Annotated in this window: 27 protein-coding genes; 25 read left to right on the forward strand and 2 right to left on the reverse strand. The window is 50.6% G+C overall.

What is annotated here, in order from left to right:
- The first annotated feature begins 54 nt into the window (after positions 1-54).
- Together GTH25_RS18855 and GTH25_RS18860 are read left to right on the forward strand one after the other, a co-directional pair.
- Positions 55-609 (forward strand): hypothetical protein, encoded by a 555-nt coding sequence (locus tag GTH25_RS18855; protein ID WP_001093868.1) that lies wholly within the window; start codon positions 55-57, stop codon positions 607-609.
- 232 nt (positions 610-841) lie between these two features.
- Positions 842-1,228, forward strand: a complete 387-nt coding sequence (locus GTH25_RS18860; RefSeq protein WP_000042274.1) for a hypothetical protein — start codon at positions 842-844, stop codon at positions 1,226-1,228.
- 21 nt (positions 1,229-1,249) lie between these two features.
- On the opposite strand, the gene GTH25_RS18865 is transcribed toward GTH25_RS18860, so the two are convergent.
- Positions 1,250-2,397 (reverse strand): IS3 family transposase gene (locus GTH25_RS18865; RefSeq protein ID WP_096043117.1). Its coding sequence is split into 2 segments (ribosomal slippage): positions 1,250-2,160 and positions 2,160-2,397, totalling 1,149 coding nucleotides; the frame shifts between segments, so codons are not numbered across the junction.
- Positions 2,398-2,547: 150 nt separating this feature from the next.
- Here GTH25_RS18865 and GTH25_RS18870 point away from each other — a divergent pair.
- The 20 genes from GTH25_RS18870 (at position 2,548) to GTH25_RS18970 (ending at position 18,797) form a co-directional block, all read left to right on the forward strand.
- Entirely contained in the window at positions 2,548-5,001 is a 2,454-nt protein-coding gene (locus tag GTH25_RS18870) for an adenine nucleotide alpha hydrolase family protein (protein ID WP_001187970.1), read from the forward strand.
- A gap of 201 nt (positions 5,002-5,202) precedes the next feature.
- Positions 5,203-5,406: a hypothetical protein gene (locus GTH25_RS18875; RefSeq protein ID WP_000050848.1), complete on the forward strand. Its 204-nt coding sequence runs from the start codon at positions 5,203-5,205 to the stop codon at positions 5,404-5,406.
- Between the two features lie 71 nt (positions 5,407-5,477).
- Positions 5,478-6,083 (forward strand): 5'-deoxynucleotidase, encoded by a 606-nt coding sequence (gene yfbR, locus GTH25_RS18880; RefSeq protein WP_000071870.1) that lies wholly within the window; start codon positions 5,478-5,480, stop codon positions 6,081-6,083.
- Positions 6,076-6,345, forward strand: coding sequence for a hypothetical protein (locus GTH25_RS18885; protein ID WP_000184110.1), 270 nt, complete (start codon positions 6,076-6,078; stop codon positions 6,343-6,345). The genes yfbR and GTH25_RS18885 overlap by 8 nt, the downstream gene beginning before the upstream one ends.
- Positions 6,346-6,358: 13 nt before the next feature.
- A complete protein-coding gene (locus GTH25_RS18890) occupies positions 6,359-6,577 on the forward strand; it encodes a hypothetical protein (protein ID WP_000260293.1) in 219 nt (72 codons plus the stop codon).
- 73 nt (positions 6,578-6,650) lie between these two features.
- On the forward strand, positions 6,651-7,208 hold the full coding sequence (locus tag GTH25_RS18895; protein WP_000064431.1) for a pyruvate dehydrogenase: 558 nt from the start codon (positions 6,651-6,653) through the stop codon (positions 7,206-7,208).
- A gap of 74 nt (positions 7,209-7,282) precedes the next feature.
- Positions 7,283-8,134, forward strand: a complete 852-nt coding sequence (locus GTH25_RS18900) for a hypothetical protein (RefSeq protein WP_000595210.1) — start codon at positions 7,283-7,285, stop codon at positions 8,132-8,134.
- Between the two features lie 204 nt (positions 8,135-8,338).
- Positions 8,339-8,485 carry a hypothetical protein gene (locus GTH25_RS18905; protein ID WP_001032042.1) on the forward strand — a complete coding sequence of 49 codons (147 nt, stop codon included), beginning with the start codon at positions 8,339-8,341 and terminating at the stop codon, positions 8,483-8,485.
- A gap of 106 nt (positions 8,486-8,591) precedes the next feature.
- Entirely contained in the window at positions 8,592-8,978 is a 387-nt protein-coding gene (locus GTH25_RS18910; protein WP_001077335.1) for a hypothetical protein, read from the forward strand.
- Positions 8,979-9,155: 177 nt separating this feature from the next.
- Positions 9,156-10,883, forward strand: a complete 1,728-nt coding sequence (locus tag GTH25_RS18915; protein ID WP_000122923.1) for a DUF7146 domain-containing protein — start codon at positions 9,156-9,158, stop codon at positions 10,881-10,883.
- A complete protein-coding gene (locus tag GTH25_RS18920) occupies positions 10,870-11,148 on the forward strand; it encodes a hypothetical protein (RefSeq protein WP_000268337.1) in 279 nt (92 codons plus the stop codon). Before GTH25_RS18915 ends, GTH25_RS18920 begins: the two co-directional genes overlap by 14 nt.
- Before the next feature lie 72 nt (positions 11,149-11,220).
- Entirely contained in the window at positions 11,221-11,460 is a 240-nt protein-coding gene (locus GTH25_RS18925; RefSeq protein WP_000714162.1) for a permease, read from the forward strand.
- Positions 11,461-11,469: 9 nt separating this feature from the next.
- Positions 11,470-11,586, forward strand: a complete 117-nt coding sequence (locus GTH25_RS18930) for a hypothetical protein (protein WP_000338626.1) — start codon at positions 11,470-11,472, stop codon at positions 11,584-11,586.
- 120 nt (positions 11,587-11,706) lie between these two features.
- Complete coding sequence (locus GTH25_RS18935) at positions 11,707-12,081, forward strand: hypothetical protein (protein ID WP_000868821.1); 375 nt, start codon at positions 11,707-11,709, stop codon at positions 12,079-12,081.
- 113 nt (positions 12,082-12,194) lie between these two features.
- Entirely contained in the window at positions 12,195-12,920 is a 726-nt protein-coding gene (locus GTH25_RS18940; protein WP_000988732.1) for a hypothetical protein, read from the forward strand.
- A gap of 240 nt (positions 12,921-13,160) precedes the next feature.
- Positions 13,161-17,315: an RHS repeat-associated core domain-containing protein gene (locus GTH25_RS18950; RefSeq protein WP_014342219.1), complete on the forward strand. Its 4,155-nt coding sequence runs from the start codon at positions 13,161-13,163 to the stop codon at positions 17,313-17,315.
- A complete protein-coding gene (locus GTH25_RS18955; RefSeq protein ID WP_000787563.1) occupies positions 17,312-17,584 on the forward strand; it encodes a MafI family immunity protein in 273 nt (90 codons plus the stop codon). Before GTH25_RS18950 ends, GTH25_RS18955 begins: the two co-directional genes overlap by 4 nt.
- Before the next feature lie 4 nt (positions 17,585-17,588).
- The gene (locus tag GTH25_RS18960; RefSeq protein ID WP_000750746.1) at positions 17,589-17,831 is read left to right on the forward strand and encodes a hypothetical protein; all 243 of its coding nucleotides are present in this window, start codon (positions 17,589-17,591) and stop codon (positions 17,829-17,831) included.
- A 47-nt stretch (positions 17,832-17,878) separates the two neighbouring features.
- On the forward strand, positions 17,879-18,178 hold the full coding sequence (locus GTH25_RS18965) for a hypothetical protein (protein ID WP_011872911.1): 300 nt from the start codon (positions 17,879-17,881) through the stop codon (positions 18,176-18,178).
- A 166-nt stretch (positions 18,179-18,344) separates the two neighbouring features.
- The gene (locus GTH25_RS18970) at positions 18,345-18,797 is read left to right on the forward strand and encodes a hypothetical protein (protein ID WP_000791469.1); all 453 of its coding nucleotides are present in this window, start codon (positions 18,345-18,347) and stop codon (positions 18,795-18,797) included.
- A gap of 15 nt (positions 18,798-18,812) precedes the next feature.
- On the opposite strand, the gene GTH25_RS18975 is transcribed toward GTH25_RS18970, so the two are convergent.
- Positions 18,813-19,415, reverse strand: coding sequence for a hypothetical protein (locus GTH25_RS18975; protein WP_000278322.1), 603 nt, complete (start codon positions 19,413-19,415; stop codon positions 18,813-18,815).
- 261 nt (positions 19,416-19,676) lie between these two features.
- On the opposite strand from GTH25_RS18975, the gene GTH25_RS18980 reads away from it, so the two are divergent.
- From GTH25_RS18980 to GTH25_RS18995, 3 genes are all read left to right on the forward strand, one after another.
- Positions 19,677-19,958 (forward strand): hypothetical protein, encoded by a 282-nt coding sequence (locus tag GTH25_RS18980; RefSeq protein ID WP_000575657.1) that lies wholly within the window; start codon positions 19,677-19,679, stop codon positions 19,956-19,958.
- Between the two features lie 298 nt (positions 19,959-20,256).
- The gene (locus tag GTH25_RS18990; RefSeq protein WP_000949433.1) at positions 20,257-20,793 is read left to right on the forward strand and encodes a protein-tyrosine phosphatase family protein; all 537 of its coding nucleotides are present in this window, start codon (positions 20,257-20,259) and stop codon (positions 20,791-20,793) included.
- A 2-nt stretch (positions 20,794-20,795) separates the two neighbouring features.
- The gene (locus GTH25_RS18995; protein ID WP_000543934.1) at positions 20,796-21,806 is read left to right on the forward strand and encodes a tyrosine-type recombinase/integrase; all 1,011 of its coding nucleotides are present in this window, start codon (positions 20,796-20,798) and stop codon (positions 21,804-21,806) included.

Here is a 21,806-nt window from a genome sequence, read left to right on the forward strand (position 1 = left end):
GGCAATGTAAGTCCGGAGACGGCTTGCATTGCTCTCTCGAAAGTGGAGAGTCAAATGAACACATTAGAACAACTTGTAAATCAGAGAGTGCTTGAGGAAGGTCTGAAAAAGGCGAAGCCATTGGCCGCGCAAATGGGGCTTGAATCTGTACCTGATGAGATGCTTGAAATGATCTGCCCAAACTTGAACTACTCTGGGCAGTTTACGCCAGCTCTGTACGCGAGATTTCAAAGCGTAAAGCGATTACTGAAAGAGTTGTCGGAACAAACCTCACCTAAGCACGGGCATATTGTGAAGTTTACCAACCAATATGGGAGCTACGATGAGTCAGCTTTGCTGTTCAAAGAAGGCGACGTCAGAAACCAGAACTTGGTTGCTTGTGTGGGCGGGAAGACGCTAAATCTCGGAGAGCTAGAGCTTCGAGATTATGGGCTCAATATGCACATCGGTTGCGGTGGACCATTTGAGCCGATCTCAGAAGCGCAGATTCAGTCCTTGTCTGAGTTTGACTTCTATGAGACGACCTACAGATTCTGGGGCCAGAATCCATGTGGAAACGGGATGATAGACATCACCGTCCCTATGAAACGTTGGTTCTTGACTGTGTAGCTTCAACCTGAGTGCGCCGAGAAATCGGCGTACCGGCCCCTTAAAAAGGGTAATCAGCGCAGGGGGAAACCCCGCGCTTTCCCAAGCATCTCGGTTTCCCAGGGTGCTTCGGAAAGTGCCTTAGGCGCTCAAGTGCGGTAGCTGGCTGCCAAAAACAAACAGCAAATTATCAACCCTGACGGGAGCACCTCCTGTTAGGGGGGCTCCGTCATAAACTGAACGGAGATATAGCATGTCTAAAAACGTCAACGATGTTTTTTCAAACCGAACTTCTTTGGAATGTACTGTAAATGCAGCGCTGGATCGTCGTATCGGTCTGCGTGTCGGGTTCCCTCATTACAGAGAAGGAGCAAACGGTGTGGTTTGTGAGATCGAAGCAGAGTACCCATTGCTCAACACTCATTCGAGTGTTGCATGGCCCCTGCTCGATGAACTCAACAGTTACACCATCCAAAAAAACCAATCGCTCATTGATCACATTGATAATGCGGTCGCTGAACTGTTGAAACACAAGGCTCGTCTACAGCTTGATATTCAAAAGCTGCAAGACGGTGACATTGATCTGGTGAAACAGGCCAAGCAGCAATACGAAGACAACCAGATGTCGAGTAGCAGCTAGTTCTGAATCGCCACGGATAATCTAGACACTTCCGAGCCGTTGATAATACTGGTTTTCATATTCTGTCGGTGACATCTGATCGCTAGAACCATGCCGACGCTTACTGTTATAAAACATTTCGATGTAATCAAAAATATCGCTGCGGGCTTCTTCCCGCGTTCCGTAGAGCTTTTTCTTTATCCGTTCGCGTTTCAACAACTGGAAAAAGCTTTCTGCAACCGCATTATCATGGCAGTTACCGCGACGGCTCATGCTGCCCTCCAGGCCGTGTGATTTCAGGAACGACTGCCACTCATGGCTTGTGTATTGACTGCCCTGATCCGAATGAACCAGCACCTGTTTTTGGGGATTACGCCGCCATACAGCCATCAGCAGTGCGTTCAGGACAATGTCCTTTGTCATCCGGGATTGCATGGACCAGCCGATAATTTTGCGTGAGAACAGATCAACAACCACGGCAAGATACAGCCAGCCTTCGTGGGTCCTGATGTAGGTTATGTCCGTTACCCAACGCTCATCCGGAGCATCCGGATTGAACTGTCGCTGGAGCCTGTTGGGCGACACGATACTGGCTTCGCCTTTACGTGCTCGCGGGCTCCGGTATCCAACCTGAGCCTTTATCCCGACACGTTTCATCAGTCGCCAGACTCTGTTCACTCCGCACTGTTGCCCGCTGTCCCGCAGATCCAGATGGATTTTGCGATAACCATAGATGCATCCCGATTCCAGCCAGAACTGTTTAATCTGTCCTGTCAGTCTTAGGTCTGCCTGATGGCGTTGTGAATGCGGCTGCTGAAGCCAGGCGTAAAAACCACTGGGATGAACATCCAGCACCCGACAGAGCAGGCGAACAGGCCAGCAACAGGTGTTGTCACGGATAAAGGCGTACCTCAGTCGGACAGCTTTGCGAAGTACGCCGCGGCTTTTTTTAATATGTCCCGTTCGTCGGTAACCCGCTTCAGCTCTTTCTGGAGACGGCGGATCTCGGCCTGAGCATCTGACTGTTCTTTATTAGTGGAAGAATCCGGACCGTACTTCTTTATCCAGGCGTAAAGGCTGTGGGTGGTGATATCGAGACGTGTTGCAACGCTGGCAACAGAATAACCGCGATCAACAACCTGTTTGACTGCTTCAATTTTAAACTCTTCGGGATAACGCTTACCGCTCATGGGCACCTCTCTTTAAGCCATCTTAAATGACTCTGAGGTGTCTGTTAAACCCGTGGCGATTCATTCAGGTCTGATAGCCAGGATTCAATTTTAACCCTACCGGGGTGCTTTCCCGGAAGGGATGGGCACCCTGCTAATCCAGGAGGCCCTATGCAACAAACATTAAACTTTGATCTATCAGAACAACCCATCCCAGTGCTTTTGCGTGGGGATAAGTGGGATTCTGTTTGGTCAGAACTGACTGATAACGAGGATTTGAACTTCGTTGATGCCAGTAGAGGAACCAGTCTGTCATCGTTGATCACGTCATCGGTTGAGTCCATTCACACGGCCTTAATTGATGGGTGGACCATGATGATCGGCTATTCCAGTGGTAAAGATTCTGAAACGGTCTTGCACCTGTTCCTGATGGCCCTGATCCGGGCTGTAAGGAGTGGGGCGACCATCAGCCAGCACCACTTCATCTTGCACACTGACACACTGATCGAAAGCCCAGAGGTAAGGTGGCTGGCGGATCAGAAACTGGCCGAGCTGGAGCGTTTCATTGCGAAGGAAAACCTTCCTCTGACCATCGTTCTAGCAAAGCCTGGGATCTCGCAGAGTTGGACGGGCCGAATCCTTACTGGGAGGGGGTTGCCTACGTTTTCCAACTCCACGGCCCGCCAGTGTAGCCAGGATTTAAAAATCACCTCTGCCAAAAGAGCGAAGGCAGCTTATATGCGAGAGCTTCCCAAAGAGGTTCGACAGAAAGTCTGCCTTTTGCTGGGCAGTCGTGATGCTGAAAGCACTATTCGTGCGGCCAACATTGCAAAACAGCGAGGAAGCTCAGATCGCGTCATTAAGACGAAAGATGGGGGTGAGCTGTATGTGGTGAAAAACTGGTTGGCGAGTGATGTCTGGGAGTTCTTACTATCCGCTGGCATGGGCTCAGCATATCCTCTGCCAAGTTACTTGGAGAGCAATGTCACTACGGCAGAGCTTTACAAGGCGGCAACAGGGGAGTGCGTGTGGTCGGCAACAGAGAAGAAGGCCAGTGACGCCTGTGGCGCTCGCTTCGGTTGCTGGGCTTGCCAGGCTGTTGGGTTGGATAAGTCAATGGAGACGTTGCTTGCCACGGACCCTGAAAGGCATGGCTATATGTCGGGGCTGAACCGCATCCAGCGCTACTTGGCAAAACGCCGGTACGCATGGGAAGACCGCCATCCCGTAGGTCGAACGATTTACGAGGGCGGATACATCAAAATACAGCCGGACGTTTACAGTCCTGTTTTCCTAGAACGATTGCTTCATGTCTGTTGCAGCATGGACTACATGGAGCAAAAGAGAGCTGATGAGCTGGCATACAAGCTGGCTACTGGTCAAGCAGAGGATAACGACTGGAACCGTCGAATGGCAGAGCCACAATTCCGGATCATATCGGAAGAGGCTTTAGTCCATATCGACTTCATGTGGGCCTTCCATCATTTCAATGATAAGCCTTTCCATGCCCTGGAGATTTACCACAGGGTTTGGTCGATGGGTGATCTGGACTTGCTGGAAGACGAGCCGCAGTGTGAAACCGTTCCTCAGTCACCAATTCCGAAGCCATTGTGGTTGAAGGTTGGTCGCTGGGGCGATGGTTCGCTTTCTGATGGCTTGGCCGATCCGTTAGCGGAAATGGCTTACTTTGACGGCGGGGATGACCCGTTGGCAGCGCAAGTGATCAATACCGCAGACGGAAAGAGAAGGGTGGTTTGCTTCGCAGAAGATGATGAAGTGAAAGTCGATCCCGACTCCGCTGCGTTCATCATCTGGAACGAATACCCGCGACTAAGGGAGTCTGTACTAAAGGGACATTATACGCCCGGTAGTGCAGCGCAGTTCTACCTTCGGTTCGGAGCAATCCAGCTTGCGAAAGGAAAAGGCGCTTTGTATCACCGTATGATGCAAAGAGGTCAAACCTACCACCAGATGGGCCTTACAGGGCTACAGACGATGGAAGGAATCCAACAGCGCAAGGATGTCAAAGTGCTTAGCGATGCTAAGTACAAAGATCTGGTGAAGCGAAAAATCAAGGGAAGACTGGCAACGGTACGCTGGTGGGTCAACTTGCACTTAACGTTCAAGTACCATCTGCACCACCGTACTCCGACGGGGTTGTTCATCGAGAAGCAACTTGACCAGGAAGCAATGGAAGAACAGAAACGGCATCAGGAGCGATGGTTTAACTACGTGACTGACGCGATGCTTTGTTACTCCAGCGCATTCTGTATGAGCGTCATGGAAGGGCGAGAGGGGAGCGGAAACGCCAACATTCGTCGTTACATGGCCGCGACCAGAAGGAAGGCTTATACGGCCCTCTGCGAGCTCTTGGACAATACTGACGCCCAGTGGGTGAATGATGTGGTCCAGAGTGCCGTAGGGCAGTATGAGGCGATACAGGCAGCCCTAACCGAAGGTTCCGCGCTTGCTATCTATCTCGACTGGATCAACCTACTGTCAAAACGCCATCCAGCCTCTTTGGAGCGACATGTCAGAACGATGATCAAGGCGGTTCAACGCTTACATCGCCGCGACGACACAGAGTTGCAAAGAGGACAGCAAGGCTTGTCCTTGGCCGCATAAAAAGCCCTCCTTCGGGAGGGCTTTTTCTTTTGCACCCCAAAAGGGCAATTACAGCGTTTTACCCTTTTAGGTGGCTGTCATACTCTTTGTTCATTGTCAGCGCTTGCTGGCTATAACGGTAGCTGGCCCAAAACAGCAATAACCTAACCCCTCGGGAGGAAACCCCTCCTGGGTTCTCTCCCACAAACAAAGGAGAGAAGCATGAGCCTAGACAAGTTAAGTCGGCTGGTGGACCAACAACGAAAGACCCAGGATGAAATCGACAATGAAATCATTCTGGCCGTCAAAGAGGTGTTGGCTACAAACTCAGTCGGTTTAGCCCGTGAGCTTGTTGGGGGTGTCCCGCAAGATCATCCATTCCATCCGTTTTTACTCGCTATAGCTAAGCAGCTTGACCCGAGATAACTAAGTAACCCAACCGGGTACACCAAGGCCCGGTCGGCTTTGGTGTACCTCCAACCAATTTTGGAGGCACTATGTCTAATTCAAATTTCGGCTTTCTAGCTCTGGCCTTGCGCCAACGCCTGATCAAACGCTGGTCACTGATGCACTCTGTTCAACCGGAGTCTGTGTTGGAACACAGCGCTGTTGTTACCCTGCTTTCCTACCTGGCTGGCAATATTGCCATTCAGCAAGGGAAGTCGGTGGATCTGGCAGTCATGCTTGCTCATGCTTCGTTGCATGATGCAGCCGAGGTTCTCTGTTCGGATGTTGTAACACCGGTCAAGAAAGCAAACGCTGTTTTGCAGCGTGAGTTTGAACGACTGGAAAAGGCCGCAGAGGACAAACTCATCCAGACTCTTCCCGAAGAACTCCAGGATGCAGTCGCCATAGCCTTCGCTCCCGGTGGCTATGAACAATCACTGGTTAAGGCCTGTGATACCTACTCCGCTTACATCAAGTGCAAACTTGAGGTGGCCGCAGGTAATGGCCTTGAGTTCCAGGATGCTCTCAGCAAAATGGAACGTGTTGTTGCTCAGGTGAAATCGGACTTCCCGGAAATCGACGCTCTGGACAAATGGTTTGGTAACGGACTCGGCCATTCAGTAGATAAACTGCTGGCAGGGGGTAACGATGACTAATCCAATCCCTGGCGACATCAAGATTAAGGACTTTGGCCGCGACCGGAAATTCCGTTCGGTTGATGAGCTTCAAAGCACTTTGTCAGAACAGTACAAAGGTCAGCATGTCAGCATCGTTTACCCTGCAAAGCCCAGCGGTTTACTCCGCACGGTTTTTGTCAGTGTCGATGATGCTGGTGGCGTGAATCGAACCTATGGGGACCAGTCTCCTGTCGATTTTTCTGCCATCAAAGATGACCTGTATGTACCAAGTGACCTGTAGGAGAGCACTAGCTATGGTGGTGATCATCGTAAACACAGGACACTATGAGTTTATCGGCCTTGGTGAGACCCACGGACAAGCCACAGAAGGGCTTTTGAAACGCTGGGACGAACACTGCGAACGTAATCCGGATGCTGAGTCTGGTTACATGCAGGAGCTGATAGAAGAAGGAAGCGCACAAGTTGTCGAGATGGAGCCCGGCTCCGCCGTAATTTACGGACTTGACGGCTAAGCCTTCTCAACTAACCCACTCGGGCGCATCATCCCGAGAGGGTGTGGTGCGTCCTAACCAAAAGGAATGCACTATGTCTAACTTTGAACAAGCTCTGGAGCGTACTGACGGTAAAACACTGATTCTCAGCAATGGGAGTAAGTGGGCAGGCCAAGACCCGGACAGCATTCAGACTTTACTGGATGTCCTGGGTGACAACGTTCTTGACCCGATGTTTGAGCAGTATCACTGTTATCGCCCATACCCGTTTGAACCAATGGTGAGGACGGGGCGAAATGGCGAAATGTTCCAGCCTTGGCTTGGGGCAGCCTGCTTCTTTGGGAACTTCCTGACCGTCTCTCATGTTTTCAACATCATCACGAAAGATGACGGTGTTGTTGAGGCCTTAACAGAGGCGATCCGGAAGAATATGGCGACTGAACAGTACCAGCAGAATGCCTATGAGCGTTATGCCGGTTGGTTCTACGCTGAAACCAGCGAAGGGTTAAGGCTAGTCTCTCCAAGTGAGGCTGCCGACATCCGAGCTGGCGCAGTTTCAAAGCTGCGTTACCCAAGAAACTTCGAGGTTATGAAAACTGCGGTTCTCAAAGGTCCTCGATTTGATACTGAATTAAACCGCAAGGCTTCTTAACCCAAACATTAACCCCACGGGGGACATCGGTCCCTGAGGGGATGGTGTCTCCCTCTGAAATTAAGGAGATACCAATGATTAAACAGCATTTTCAAAACGAACTGGTTAAGTGTGGATACCCGGATGATCTGACGATTGAGTACAGTCTCGGATACTGCCAGGGGGATGGCGTAGCCTTCTACGGGGATTTGAGCGTTGATGACGTCAAAGCTCTCATGAATCGCCTATTCAGCACTGAGCCCGGCCAAGTGGATGCTGTCAGCCGCGTGAAGAACCTGATGGCACAGAAAGACATTGAGAATATGCTTTCTGTCCTCCGCGAATATGGTTCCTGTGACCTGTCCATTACTCGGAATAGTCACGGGCATCACTACAGCCATTGGAACTGCATGAACATCGACGACAACGTGGACTTCACAGGGATCTTCCCTGATGATGATTCCATGATTGGCACCGGCATTGAAGGGATTAACCAGGATATGGTCGAGCGCTGGCAAGACCTCTGGGAACGCTTTGTGCTGGAGCTGGCGGATGATGTAAAAAGTCTTTCCAAGAAGCTCGAAGCGGACGGGTACTCGCTGATCGAGGCCTCTCCATGCGAAGATGAAGTGGTTTGGGAACGGGCCACTGAAAACTACCTGGTGCGTGTTACTGAACTCCCTGAGCGGGATTTCGATATGGGCCACTGGGATGACGAAGTAAGAGACCAAACAATTTGTTCTATCCTGGAAGGGAAAGAGCGAGTGCTTGGCCTACGTGTTGAGGTACTCTCTCGTGAAAACGAGATTGTCCTGGGTGAAGAGAGTCTGCACGGCTTGACCGTTGCCAGTGATGACAAGAGCTACGCTGGCTACAGACGAGAACTTCTCCGGGGCGCTATCCAGCAAACCAGGGACTTTTTCTCTCGCCACCTCAAAGCGGCATAACAAGGCAGGGGGAAACCCCTGCTTTACTTCCCAAGTCTTCTTACTCATGGTTAAGCCATCAGTAAGCAGATTTTGTCCTCCCTGAGGGCGAAAGCGTGCGATAGCTGGTCGCCAAAAACAAACAGCAAATTAACGTTAATTTATTAATCCCTGCGGGAGTCTATCTCCTGCTGGAGATACCTCCCGTTATTTCTGGAGGTATCCATGAACAAATTCCAAGACTTTAAGTTGGTTTATCGTCAAGGTGGTCGTCGCTTAGAGCGTGTCTTTAAGGACACTCTTTACGCGAATGTGAAGCGTGTCGCTGACTCGTTTCCTCCGACCGTTCTTTGGCGCATTCAGCCAGCGTAAAACTCGGAACCTTAAAGCTCGGCTTTGGCCGTGACCTTTCAATAACCCATGCGGGTACACTTCCCCGCACGGGGTAGGTGTACCCATTAACTTTGGAGTACACCTTATGAACCAAGTAGCTAAATTGGACCTCGCCCAAATCCGTCAACAAGCCATCAATGATGGTCTGCTGGTGGACCAATCTTCCATCGGTAAACAAGCTGGTTTCCTGACCAATGTGGCAGTGACCCCGGCAATTGTCGATGGAGTATTTGGTGCAGATGGTAAGCACTCGGTAGAAGACTTCCTTTTCATGTTTTTGCAGCTTTGTGTTGCTCAAACAAAGGTCGCTTTTACCGACAACAAGAATTGGGGAAAGATTCGTCTTTATTACCCCATGCCCACTGTAGATGGCTTTTTCAAACCCACTGAGGTTGTGATTAAGTCAGATCCTGTAACCGCAGATGTCACAATCATGATGGCCTCGGAAGATGGCACTCATTTGTGCTTGTGATATTCACAAAATTCGCCTCCGTTTCGGGGGCGACCTTTTTAAACCCCTCGCCGGGGAGTTCTCCCCGGCTGGGGAGCCTCCTTGGCACATTCTCCCGGTGTCGGGGTTTCCTTAAAACCCTGGCGACGGGGGTTTAAGGAAGCCTCGATGCTGGGGTTCACGCTAAGGAGAAAACCTATGTCTTACTACAAAGCTGACACCGTTCGTGAAGCTGCAAACGGAAACTGGCTATTCATCCTGGCGGCCCTAGCGCCCCATCTTGAACCAGCTCTCCGTAAACCTGGTCGTCATGTTTCTTGTCCTATCCACGGCGGGAAAGATGGCTTCCGACTGTTCAAGGATGCCCACCTGACTGGTGGCGGCGTATGCAATACATGCGGTGCCAATCATGATGGTTTTGAGCTGCTGATGTGGCTCAATAACTGGGACTTTAAACAGTGCCTGAGCGAGGTTGGTGATTATCTGGGCGTTGAGAAAGAGCAACCCCAGTATCAACAAGCCGCTGCACCGACACGAGCTCCTGTCCAGGCCAAAGCGCCTGTTCAGCAAGAGCCTATGAAGGTGAATAACAAGGTTCTCGATTCCAAGAATCGTAAAAAATCCATTGCCGGTACTCTGATTGCCCACGGTAAAGCTCCTTATGAGCATAACGAAGACAACGAGCTCAGCTACTTTGCCTTCATCCGTGACAAGAGCGGTTTGGAACGCACCATCTGGGGCGTGGATCTTGAAAGAGCCATTGGTGAAAGTGAAGCCAAGTATGGGGATGAGATCGTCATGACAAACCTCGGGCGCGAGCCTGTAACTGTCGTCGTTGAAGTTAAGGACGAGCAGGGGAATGTTGTGAGAGAACAACCTATGCAAACGCATCGCAACACCTGGCTGGTGGAACGTCGCGGCGCTACGGTAACGCAGTTCCGCGCTCGCTCGAACGGTGGTGTTGAGCCGGTGAGTCACCATGTTGAGTCGGCCCCTGTGGTCAACCGCACGGTAGAAGCTCCGGCACCGCAAGTACAACATGCGGCCACACAACCGGAAGAGCAAAGCAGCGAAAACAAGCCGAAAGTTGTTCCGATGTTTCGTGAACAACCTAAGCCTTGGCTGCTTGAGCTCCAAGAAGAAATGGAGAAGAGAATGGAGCGCGAACGCGCTTACAGTGCTCGTCTCCGTGAGAAAATCGAGAAGGTATGGAACGAGTGTTTGCCGTTCTCCAGTCATGTGACTGAGCCAATGCGTCTGTACTTCAAAAACCGCGAGCTTCTGTTCAAGGTTGATGAAGTAGAAAAAACAGACTGTCTGCGGTTCAATCCGGCTATGGCCTACTACGACGAAGATGGCAATGAAGTTGGGAAATTCCCGGCTATCGTCTGCGCTATCCGAGATGTGGAAGGCAACCTGGTAACGCTCCACCGCACCTATCTCACCCAAAACGGTAAAAAAGCCAAGGTCGGCAACGCCAAGAAGATGATGCCCATTCCTGACGGTTTGGATGTCAATGGCGCGGCCATCCGCCTCGGTGAACCGACTGAGGGTATCCTGGGTGTTGCAGAAGGGCTGGAAACAGCCCTGTCAGCTTATCGAGTCACTCAAATCCCGGTTTGGTCAACGGTCAATGCGACCCTGATGGAGTCCTTCGAGGTTCCAGAAGGTGTTCACACCGTACTGATCTGGGCTGACAAAGATAAGTCTGTGACTGGTGAGAAGTCAGCGAACGTGCTGAAAGCCAAGCTGGAGAAGCGCGGCATTCGTGTGTACGTCCTGCTGCCTAAACTCCCGATCCCGCCCAGAGCGAAAGGGATTGACTGGAACGATGTCCTGATGAGTCAGGGAAGCCTCGGTTTCCCGAATGCTCGCTACCTGCGCGATTTCATTGCGAGAAGGAGAGCTGAGTATGGCCGTCATTGATGTCTCGAAGGTTGATACAACGCCTGGTAACGACGCGGTGTGCCCCTTTTCTCCCCCTGAGGGGTGGGAGGGGGACTCTGCGGCCTACGTTGAGCTTATGCGGTCTCGGTATCGTCATCTGATGCACGGCCAGAGAATGATGGTGACAGCCTCCTTCGCAAGAAGGGAGCCTATCCAAGTTACTGGCCCGTTTGCTGATGAAGCGACGAAGATCATTAACTCAATGAAGATGAACAAGGCGAAGCCAACAGCTTTGTCTGCCTAAAACTTTAACCCTGAGGGGGTGTTCATGCCCTCTCGGGCATGATTCGCCTCCTCTTCAACTATGGAGGTAATCATGAAAAAGTTTTTGCGTATTAAGACGTGGTTTGTGCGTCTTTTCTCTCCTGACAAGAAGACTCTGGGAGCTATCGGTGAAGACCTGCGTAAGGTCGCCGTAACAGCCATCGGTGTCGGTATTGTAGGATTGGCTGTATCTGGGGACACTATAACCGTCAAAGAAGCCGGTTTGGTGTTGGTCATTGGGGTTATCCTGTGGATCTATGGTATAATCTTAACCAAGGTCAGCAATTCCTAAGGGGGTCAAATGGACGCTTTCACATTAGGCATGTTGGGGTTGCTCATTTTTTTCACTGTCGTCACTGGCGGCAGTCTGTATCTCTACCATGAGAAACAGAAGGAAAAAAAGCATCACAACGCCTAAAGAGTAACTGCGATAATGAACGTAAAGGCCAGCAATAGCTGGCCTTTTTTTATACTTGCAGTTTGAAGTGTTACATGTCACGATGAAGTTGGTGTGACATGTAACGGTAAAGGTGTTTTTTTGAAAGTATCCAATGAAGATGCTCAGGCTACGGCGATCTATCTCCTCAGAGCTGCTTCGCGCCCAGCTTTCTGGCGTGACGTCCCATTCGATAAGAAACTTGAAGCCGTGGACAGCCTGAACAGCATGGGGCGATCACCATCAGAACTCACTGAATGGATTAATAAATATCTGACAGCAGAGCAAATCAATAAACTCGGGACATCAATTAGGCAACGTCGCAGAAGGGGATATGGTGTTGGTAAAAGCATAACTATAAGCGATAAAGCCCACAGGATTTTGAAGCGGTTGGCAGAAGTCGATGGTTGCAATTTGTCAGAAGTGATAGAGAAACGCCTAGCCCGAGCTTATAAAAATACTTGGGACCACAAATAGAGTGGCACTAGGGGTTGCATTTTTAAAACCCGTGGTAGCATCTAAATGAACCCTAACGAATAGGGGTGCTGGCGGCGATGCCGACCATTATCCCGATAATGGAGAAATAGACCATGATGACACTGACTACTGTCTCGAAGAAAACTTCTAATAATTCAGCCCTTGTATTCTGGCGCGTTGGTACAAAACGGAAAGGCATCCTTGATGTTCGTATTGATTTTGACAACGAGGAGGCAGATCTTTTGGCTGAGCTCGTAGCCATTCGCTATCTGGCGCTGGACAAACAGGTTTTTTGCAGAGAGCCAGGTGCTGGTGCTGGTTACAAGCTGGTGGTATCCAAAGGTGCGATTAAAAAGCTGGCGCTGGGCAAATCCACCAAGGAGTTTGCATTCAAGTTTGCGGCTTGCCTCACTGGACGTTTAAAGGGCGCTACTATTGAAGTTTCGCAGAGCATGGAGTTTATGGATGAGCCGGGTGAGGGCAACGTTGAGCTCCTCGATGTGGACAAGCAAGCCTATACTCAAACCCATGACGAAATCTCTACACCGGCCATTGGTCCCGTCCTTGTTACTCAACATGCCATCGATCAGTATCAGGCCCGGATAACCTCTGGAGACCCTAAAAAACCGTGGGCCTCACTCGTTGGTCGCCTCCAGCATCCAGAGTTACAGGTTCAACCCTTTGACGAGAAAGTGGCTCGCCATAAAGCCAGAAAGTATGGCCGCGTAGATAACGTGGAAGTCTGGGGCCATAGAGATTCCAAGTTCAAGTACCTGATGGTGATCAACGACGACAACCAAAAACGTGTTCTTGTCACAGTGTTTGAGCGAAATGAGTAACCTGCTTCTCATTTGTTCTGAATACACAACCTCTCCAAATCACGTATTCATACCCTAAAAGGGCAAAAACGCAGTCGTTGATAACGACTCTCCCACCTGAAAATAGCTCCAGCATAAAAACTGGAGCTGTAAATGAGATCGAGACCTTCCCTTTTACTGATGCGAAACCTGCGGTCATTGGCCGTTGTGGTGCTCGCAACTTTGCCATGCGTTGCTTTTGCACAATGGCGGGTTGTAGCCGTGAGCACCGAAGTAGACAAAATGCGCTTCAACACCATCATAGACGCGCATTCCTTCATGAAGAATTATCGCTCTGGTGAGGAGCAAGGGAAGGGAACGCCAGTTGGGGATGCGCTTTATCCGGTTGCCAGTTATGGTGATGGCCGTTATGTCTCCAGGATCTGTTTTAAGTATCTAGGTGCTACTGGCGATTATGACCCCACTACCTGCACTGGCGACCCAGCTACGGTCTACTGGCGCTCAACCTATGTTCTGCCGGGTGAGATGGATAAAACACCGTTCCTGGACAGGGATCTCGGCTTACCAACAACGACCATGTGTGTAGGGAACCCTATCCATCTTGGCACCGGCAACAAGTTCCAGGCTGAACTGGATTATCAAAGCGGAGGCTCCGACCCTTTCACATTCACCAGATACTACAATAGCCACCTTCCTGATGAAGAGCTCGGCGGCTGGCGGCATACCTACTCGCGGAGCGTCGAGGTCAACGCCTCGAAGTACGGTGAGAACATGGTTGTCCTGCACCGGCCAGAAGGGCAACAACTCGCGTTCTACAACTCGTCCTCTGTCTGGGTGCCAACATGGAAAACCGATGATACCTTGACGAAGGATGCTACCGGCTGGCGTTACACTCAATCTGACGGGGTAGTCGAGGCCTATGATGAAACCGGACGACTGACCGGCATCGAGAAGCCCAACGGCAATCACATCACCCTGAGCTATCTGAACGGAGAGCTATCCTCGATCACTGACGGCTTTGGCCGCAACATCCAGTTCCAGCATCAAGATGGCCGCATGGTCAGTGTCACCGATCCTGCTGGTGGCAGTATTCAGTACCAGTACAACAGCGCTGGCAAGCTGGCGGAAGTGATCTACCAGGACAATACGAGCCGCAGCTATCTCTACGATGACCCGAATGCACCGGGTTTGCTCTCTGGGCTGGTGGACGAGAACGGCAACCGTTTCGCCACATGGGGATATGATGCTCAGGGGATGGCAGTTCTAAGTGAACACGCCGGGGGCGCAGAGAAGACTCAGGTAAGCTACAACGCTGACGGAAGCGTCTCTGTCACCAACGCCCTCGGCCACGTTCAGCGATATACCTACAGCCGTCACAACGGGATGCTCAAGCCTGATGTTGTTGAGGGTGCGCCGTGTACCGGCTTTGTGGGAGGCAAGGAAACCTACGTCTACGACAGCAAAGGCCTCGTCTCCAGCATTACAGATCGTGCTGGACAGAAGCGCACGTTCACCCATAACGACCGGGGATTGGAAACCACCCAGATAGACCAGGATGGGGGCAAGGTTACGACCGACTGGCTTCCTTCCAAGTCGCTCCCTGCAAAAATCACGGAACCAACCAGGATCACTGAGCTTACCTACGACACTCATCTCCGGGTGATAAGCCGCAAGGTCACAGATCGCAGCTCGGGCGCTTCCCGGACATGGACCTACACCTATGCCCCTGTTGGTACAGGAAAGCCGAGCCTGTTGGCCTCGGTTGATGGTCCGCGCACCGACGTCAGCGATGTTACGACATTTGACTACGATGACCAGGGCAACCTGATCCGGACAACAAACGCGCTGGGGCAGGTGATGCAGTTTGGTGACTACGACGCGAACGGTCGCGCCGGGACCATTCAGGGCGTCAACGGTGTAACCCAAACCCTCACCTATGACGCCAGAGGAAGACTTGTCAGCTCCACTGGACCAGAAGGAACCACGGCCTACAACTATGATGCTGTGGGCCTCCTGAGCTCGCTGACTAAGCCAAATGGTGCAACCGTCAGCTATGAGTACGACGCTGCACATCGGCTGGTGGCGGAAACAGATGCACAGGGCAACCGGCGCGAGCTTGAGCTCAATGACCTCGGGAACCCAGTAGAAGAGCGACTGCTCGATGCGCTGGGCCAGACCCGTTGGATAGAGCGCCGGATCTTCAACGAAATCGGCTGGCTCTCCAGTGTCTCCGACGCCTATAGCAATCAGTCATCGTTTTCCTACGATGTGGTGGCAAACCTGATACAGGAGACCAGTCCCTCTGGTAACACACACTCCTACAAGTACGACGGCTTCCATCACCGGACACAAACGACCGATCCACTCGGGAAGGTCACGCAGGTGCTCTACAAGGATACCGGCGATGTTTACCGTGTCTCCGACCCTCGTTCGCGCCTGACCTACTACAGCTACAACGGCTTTGGCGAAGTGACTCAGGTCCGGAGCCCGGACACCGGCACCACCGACATTACCTATGACGAAGCCGGTAACGTGGCAACGCGCAAGACGGCCAAGGGACAAACCACAAGCTACAGCTACGACGCGCTGAACCGGATCATCGAGGCATCCAGCGGTGTCGCTGGCGAATCGCCAATTCTGTACGGGTACGACGAAGCAACCTCACCATACGGCATGGGCCGCTTGACCTCAGTCGATGATGGCAACGGTGTCCGGAGATATGGCTATACACCCGAAGGATGGTTGGCTTACGAGACCTGGGAAACCCACGGGCAGAGCCTTACTACCCAGTACCAATACGATGGTGCAGGCCTCATCACGAAGATCACGTATCCCAGTGGTCGTGAGGTTTCCTACACCCGTGATTTAGCCGGTGACGTCATCGAGGTGGCAACGACACAAGCAGGCACCACAACAAGCCTGGCAAGCCAGATCGAGCGAGCGCCCTTTGGCCCCGTCACCAGTATGGTCAGATGGAACGGCATTTCAGAAAGTCGCTCTTTGGATCTCAATTACCGAGTCACCGGCATCGACGCTACTAGAGTGCATTCGCTGGTCTATCGGTACACGCCAGACTCGTTGATTTCAGCCATAGACGACAATCTCAGCTCATCAGTCAATCAGTCACTCGGTTATGACGCGGTTGGCCGCATCACCTCTGCTGAGGGGCTCTATGGCGTTTTGGGCTATGGCTATGACGCCACCGGCAACAGGACCTCGATCACGACCGATGGCCTGAGCCAAAGCTACACCATCAACTACATGAACAACTGGCTGGTGAAGACTGGGCAAACCTCCAGAAGCTATGACGCCAATGGCAACCTGACGAAGCAGGGGGCGGATACCTTCACCTATGACAGCCAGAACCGGCTGGTGGCCGCAACGGTCGCTGGAGTGACAGCAGCTTACACCTACAACCATCTGGATCAGCGTGTAACTAAGACCCTAAACGGCCAGACCCGCCTACTGATTTACGGCTTGGCAGGAAACCTCATCGAGGAGCTGGACGCAGCCACTGGAGACGTGCTGGCGGAGTATATCTGGCTCGATGGCACCCCCTTGAGCTTTGCTCAGTCAGGACAGACCTATCAAGTCCACGTCGATCATCTGGGCACCCCGAAGGCGCTAACCGACGCCAGCGGCCAAGTGGTTTGGAAGGCGAGCTACAGCCCGTTCGGTAAGGCCAGCATCACCACTCAGGGGCCGACCTTCAATTTGCGGTTCCCAGGACAGTATTACGACGCGGAGACCGGGCTCCACTACAACTGGCGGCGTTACTACGACCCGAATACCGGGCGTTACATCACCAGTGACCCGATTGGGCTGGCTGGTGGGATTAACACCTATGCCTATGCGCTGAGCAACCCGATAGGCAATGCAGATCCAACAGGGGAGTTTGTGCCGCTTCTTCTGGGGGCTTATGTTGCCATAGACTTTGCCTTGAGCGCTTGGGACGCCTATGACACCTTCAAGACCATCACCAGTGATTGTGCGACCTCAAGAGAAAAGTGGATTTCCGGGGGGCTTTTTGCTGCTGGGATTATCCTGCCTGGCAACTATAAGGCGCTAGGGAATGTTGCGGAACGCGCTTTTAAAAATACGGCTGATGATTTTGTAGACCTAGCCAGTTCCCAGAGACGTAAGCATATTCTTGATGGTGACGCCACTGGTGGAGGGCATCGAGCAGGAACAGGCAAGCCTGGAAAAAGTGAGTTTCCTCAAAGTTGGTCTGATGAAAAAATTATGCACGTCATTTCCGATATAGCTACCGATCCAAATGTTTCTCGAAAGGCTGGGCGCGGTGGTAGGACTATTGCAGAGGCAGTTAAAGAAGGTATTAATGTTCGTGTAATACAAGAATCTAATGGTGATATTGTTTCAGGTTTTCCAACAAACGTACCAAGGAATCCAAAATGAAAAATGAATATAGAGAAATTGAATCCACGCTAGATCTTTTGCTTATGGTGCTGTCTGATTCGTTTTCTGAATCTGAAAGTATAGAAGTGCAAGAATTTATTGATGTGGGTGAGTATGGAATCGCACTAGAAACTATCATTGACATTATTAATGAAGAGTCAAAGAACATAACAAATGAAGCTGAGTTTCTGATTGAAAAAGCAGGGAGGATAATGAATATGGATACTACATCCATTGTAGATAAGATTTCAAAACATATAGATAAATAATAAGATGAAAAAAACCGGTTTAAAATATAGAGCAGTATATCTGCTTGGATTTCCGTTAGCTGGAGCCTTTATAGGAATTGCAGTGTTCGCTTTATTAAATTATGTGAATGGGCCTCTAAGCAAATTCGCCTTATATCTGTCCGTTGGTGTTTGGGGGGGGTATGGAGTGTTCTCAGGAATCTATGGATACTTAAATCTAAGGAAAATATTAAAGTTAAAGAGAGCTAATGAGGAATCCAGGGATTAAATACGGCTCACATGGTTCTGCTATTGGCGCAGCATTGGGGACGGCTTATGGAAATCAATAACTGGTTTGATTTTATTATATACACAATTTATTTCTTTGGGGTTGTGATAGTTATCCTTCCTACTGGGGTTATCTTTCTTTGGTTGACATTGAAAAATCTAGTCAAAATGAGAGCCCCGAGATACGAAAAAAAGCACTACAAGTATTTCTCTGCAAGAAATAGATTTGAAGTGTGTGTTGCAGGTGTTTTTTCTGTGGCTTTTTCTGTTTGGTATCTGTTTTTTGCCAAAGGGGGAAATCTGTTTCTTTATCCGTCAGAGGTAATGAGATTTTTTTCAGGCGGATGATAGTGTGGATCAGGCTCTGGCGTTGGCCCAGCCGCCGCCAGCGGCCAAGTGTTTGGAAGGCGAGCCATCATAGAGTCAGTAGAGAGAGATACTTTTGGAAATCAATAGTATTATGATTGGTACAAATGAGTTGTAGCTCCATATTTTAAAGGGGGATTTCAGAGAAATGAAGAATAAGAAGGTAATAACTTTGATAATGGCCGCAGCCGCATCATGCTCGTCAGTCTATGCCGCGACATTACCGACCAGTGAGGTAGACGCATACATACTTGCGATGAACACCATGTCACCTATCACTGCAAAGTACACCATCCAGTACAAGCAAGCGGTTGAGCAGAAATGCAATACAGCCCTGAGCGTTGAGCAGCTCAACTCAAAGGCATTCACCAATGTTGTCCAGGCAATGGTGAGTAGTGAGACCGTCGATAGAATGGGGCTTGATGCTGCTGGTGGATCACTCCAGGATACCCTGTCTGTGATCGGCAAGAACGTCACATGCAGTGACCTGAACGCGCCATTTAAAGCACTCTTGGATGATAAGGACTTCACCAGAAAGCATCAGCACCTATCGAAGGTGCTGCATACTTGGAATGAAGTTGTTTCTCAAAGCAAACCCTGAGTAACAAAAAGGAGCCTAACTGGCTCCTTTTTTAATGGGGATGATGTTACGTTCGTGGACGTTATTTTCACTCGGGATATGTAACGTTGAAAAAGGCGTACCGACAAGAGAGTGGTCACATAGCTCTCCATAATAGATGAGCGACAAAATCTCTTGCTCGTTGATTTTTCCCACCTTAAAAAGGTAATTGATTATTGCTGTATCCAGTAGGTCGTGACACCCATTAAGCAGATCCACGATATTGGCCGCAGCTTCATTTTCCTCTCCGTCATCTCGACCGGCTAATACTGATTCAACCCAAGCCTCAAGGCTCGGATGTCCCTCAGCGAGCTCTATTTGACGGCACTCGTTCTCGATCAACCCTGTGATTGCTTCGTTGAGCGTTCCGCCATAAGTCGGCATGTTGAGAACAACTCCAAATCCGGGGATTTCTTTTTGGATTGGCTTCGCATCCTTGGGAGCTGATTTCAGCCACAGGAAAAACCAGATCCCAGAGCTTATGTCTTCCGGCTTGACCTGGTTGGCCGCAAGGAATTTGGAAACCTCGTTACAGATGATGCCATCTGGCGCTGCCATCTCGTAAATACCCGCCATCAGATCTTCAAGGCTCTTATACATATTATCTCTCGCACCTGTACATGATGTTTTCACTATCGTTGTTAAGCGTTTTTTCAGCAAGTATGTTCCAGCGAGACATCTTATACCATTCCATCCAAATCTGTAAAATTACCGTATTACCGTAATTATGATAATTGCGGTAAATAAATTTGAGTTCCTCTTGCTGTTGTTCTACTTATTAAAATGTATCTTTGAAAAAGTAGAGTTTTTGGAATAGGATAGGTGGTGCTGAATGCCCACTTTTTACAAGGAGCGCGACCAGTGATTTTTGATGTAAGAGCGACCTTTGAAGTGGCACTCCAGACGGACACCCACCTGGTACTTATCGATCTGGATCAGGGAGCATCAGTTACGAACGATGCTGATGCAGTGATCGCCTGGTTGGCCGCAAACCTCGAAGGTGGAATTGGAAAACGTAAGGTGTACTACCGGGACACCGATGGACGCTTTGATGAGCTCAAGGTTAATGCCGGTGCTTTTGCCGGATTTGCACCTTGTAGCGAAGGCCAGCAGACCACCTTGGCTGGGATGCTCGGCCAGTAACTTTGTGTGGAGAACTCGATGTTAAACAAAAACAAATTTGAGAAAGTTTTAAAGAGAATCCTCGATAAGAACTTTGAGCGCTGCTCTATTTGCAGGAAACCATTCCCTGGACCGTGCCATACTTTTGCTGGTTTGGATTCGGACAATAAAGTTCAGAACGTAGGTTCTTGCTGTCGGACCAGTATTGTGGACTTGCGGCATGGAGGTGTGTATACGACCGCTCCTGTAGATACTCAAGAGGGGCAAAGTCAGGCGCGTGAGCTACTCGCAACACATCCTTGTAAGGGGATGATGGGACATGCTTAGCAAAAAAGTCTTTTTCATTAGTCAAGCGGAGGCCGAAAGACTGGAGCCGGTTCCCGGTGCGGCCATGATCTCCATAACTGACCCAGACAAGTCCCCTGCCGCTCTCGGACAGTGGGGGCAGTTGTACCGCGATAGCTTCTATGACGGCGGCTATTCTGAGAACACCATCCACACGATGAAGGCAGCGTTCCGGATGAATTACGCCTCTTACATTGACTCATCCCAGGCTGAAAAGCTGTCCACCTTCCTGGATGGATTGGTTGGTAGCGGTATCGATCAGATCTTCGTTCATTGCTATTACGGAGAATCCAGAAGTGGCGCGGTAGCGCTGTACCTCCAGAACAAACATGGATTCACTCCGAATAAGCCGATCACCAAGCCCAACCGAACAGTTTACGAATTGCTGTGCAATCCAACCAAGTTTGAACCACTGATGCAAAGCTACGAAACGCAACATATGGAGGAGGAACTACCTCTTCACCTCAAAATATGGGATTTTCTTCTCGTTGCGGTCGGGCTTAGGAGGTAACTTTGCACGACACAAACAATGACAAGGAAGAGCTAGTTTCACATGCGAAAGTAAATGTTCCGGCAGAACAAAGCATTCGCGGTGAACTGTTGCCGTCATCGAGCTCGCTCCGGAACATCCAGGACAACCCCGCCGTCGCCTATCTGGTGAGCCTCGGGTCAAAGCGAAGCAGGCAGACCATGAGCTCATTCCTCAACATTGTCGCCAAGATGATCGGGTTTCAGAACCTTCGTGACTGTGCATGGAGCTCAATGAGGCGGCACCACATATTGGCGGTGCTGGAAATGCTGGGGGATGCAGGGAAGGCTCCGGCAACGATCAACACCTACCTGTCAGCGCTCAAAGGGGTGGCTCTTGAAGCCTGGACGATGAAGCAAATTGATACGGATAGCTTCCAGCACATTAAGCAAGTCCGTTCAGTACGTGGATCTCGACTTCCTAAAGGGCGGGCACTTGAACGCCATGAGATTCGCAGCCTCTTTTTCACATGTGAAAGTGATTCAAGCGCCAAAGGGCTTCGGGATGCGGCCATTCTCGGGGTGCTCCTCGGGTGTGGCTTGCGCCGCTCGGAAATCGTTGCGCTGGACATGGGAAGCATGATCTACAAGGACCGCGCTCTCAAGGTTCTTGGCAAGGGCAACAAAGAGAGAATGGCGTATGTGCCTGGTGGCGCATGGAAAAGACTGGATAAGTGGGTTGAAGAGGTTCGAGGAACGCATGAAGGGCCTTTATTCCCGAGGATCAGGCGGTTTGATGATGTGACTGGAGAGCGGATGTCGGATCAGGCCATCTACCACATCTTGGAGACCAGAAGAGTTGAAGCCGGTCTGGAGATGTTTGCGCCCCATGACCTGCGACGCACCTTTGCCTCCTCGATGCTGGATAACGGTGAGGATATTGTGACCGTGAAGGACGCAATGGGCCACTCAAGCATTGCAACTACCCAGAAATATGACAGACGCGGCGATGAGCGTTTGAAGAGAGCGAGCCAACGCCTCGATATAGCGGATTAA

This window comes from Proteus terrae subsp. cibarius, assembly GCF_011045835.1.
GTDB classification, from domain to species: Bacteria; Pseudomonadota; Gammaproteobacteria; order Enterobacterales; family Enterobacteriaceae; genus Proteus; species Proteus cibarius.

Bases quoted from the DNA above. Each gene is read 5' to 3' on its own strand.
- GTH25_RS18870 (WP_001187970.1), top strand. From the start codon at position 2,548: ATGCAACAAACATTAAACTTTGATCTATCAGAACAACCCATCCCAGTG.
- GTH25_RS18910 (WP_001077335.1), top strand. From the start codon at position 8,592: ATGAACCAAGTAGCTAAATTGGACCTCGCCCAAATCCGTCAACAAGCC.
- GTH25_RS18920 (WP_000268337.1), top strand. From the start codon at position 10,870: ATGGCCGTCATTGATGTCTCGAAGGTTGATACAACGCCTGGTAACGAC.
- GTH25_RS18940 (WP_000988732.1), top strand. From the start codon at position 12,195: ATGATGACACTGACTACTGTCTCGAAGAAAACTTCTAATAATTCAGCC.
- yfbR (WP_000071870.1), top strand. From the start codon at position 5,478: ATGTCTAATTCAAATTTCGGCTTTCTAGCTCTGGCCTTGCGCCAACGC.
- GTH25_RS18905 (WP_001032042.1), top strand. From the start codon at position 8,339: ATGAACAAATTCCAAGACTTTAAGTTGGTTTATCGTCAAGGTGGTCGT.
- GTH25_RS18860 (WP_000042274.1), top strand. From the start codon at position 842: ATGTCTAAAAACGTCAACGATGTTTTTTCAAACCGAACTTCTTTGGAA.
- GTH25_RS18895 (WP_000064431.1), top strand. From the start codon at position 6,651: ATGTCTAACTTTGAACAAGCTCTGGAGCGTACTGACGGTAAAACACTG.
- GTH25_RS18990 (WP_000949433.1), top strand. From the start codon at position 20,257: ATGCTTAGCAAAAAAGTCTTTTTCATTAGTCAAGCGGAGGCCGAAAGA.
- GTH25_RS18975 (WP_000278322.1), bottom strand. From the start codon at position 19,415: ATGTATAAGAGCCTTGAAGATCTGATGGCGGGTATTTACGAGATGGCA.
- GTH25_RS18930 (WP_000338626.1), top strand. From the start codon at position 11,470: ATGGACGCTTTCACATTAGGCATGTTGGGGTTGCTCATTTTTTTCACT.
- GTH25_RS18960 (WP_000750746.1), top strand. From the start codon at position 17,589: ATGAAAAAAACCGGTTTAAAATATAGAGCAGTATATCTGCTTGGATTT.
- GTH25_RS18915 (WP_000122923.1), top strand. From the start codon at position 9,156: ATGTCTTACTACAAAGCTGACACCGTTCGTGAAGCTGCAAACGGAAAC.
- GTH25_RS18885 (WP_000184110.1), top strand. From the start codon at position 6,076: ATGACTAATCCAATCCCTGGCGACATCAAGATTAAGGACTTTGGCCGC.
- GTH25_RS18900 (WP_000595210.1), top strand. From the start codon at position 7,283: ATGATTAAACAGCATTTTCAAAACGAACTGGTTAAGTGTGGATACCCG.
- GTH25_RS18890 (WP_000260293.1), top strand. From the start codon at position 6,359: ATGGTGGTGATCATCGTAAACACAGGACACTATGAGTTTATCGGCCTT.
- GTH25_RS18855 (WP_001093868.1), top strand. From the start codon at position 55: ATGAACACATTAGAACAACTTGTAAATCAGAGAGTGCTTGAGGAAGGT.
- GTH25_RS18965 (WP_011872911.1), top strand. From the start codon at position 17,879: ATGGAAATCAATAACTGGTTTGATTTTATTATATACACAATTTATTTC.
- GTH25_RS18875 (WP_000050848.1), top strand. From the start codon at position 5,203: ATGAGCCTAGACAAGTTAAGTCGGCTGGTGGACCAACAACGAAAGACC.
- GTH25_RS18925 (WP_000714162.1), top strand. From the start codon at position 11,221: ATGAAAAAGTTTTTGCGTATTAAGACGTGGTTTGTGCGTCTTTTCTCT.
- GTH25_RS18955 (WP_000787563.1), top strand. From the start codon at position 17,312: ATGAAAAATGAATATAGAGAAATTGAATCCACGCTAGATCTTTTGCTT.
- GTH25_RS18970 (WP_000791469.1), top strand. From the start codon at position 18,345: ATGAAGAATAAGAAGGTAATAACTTTGATAATGGCCGCAGCCGCATCA.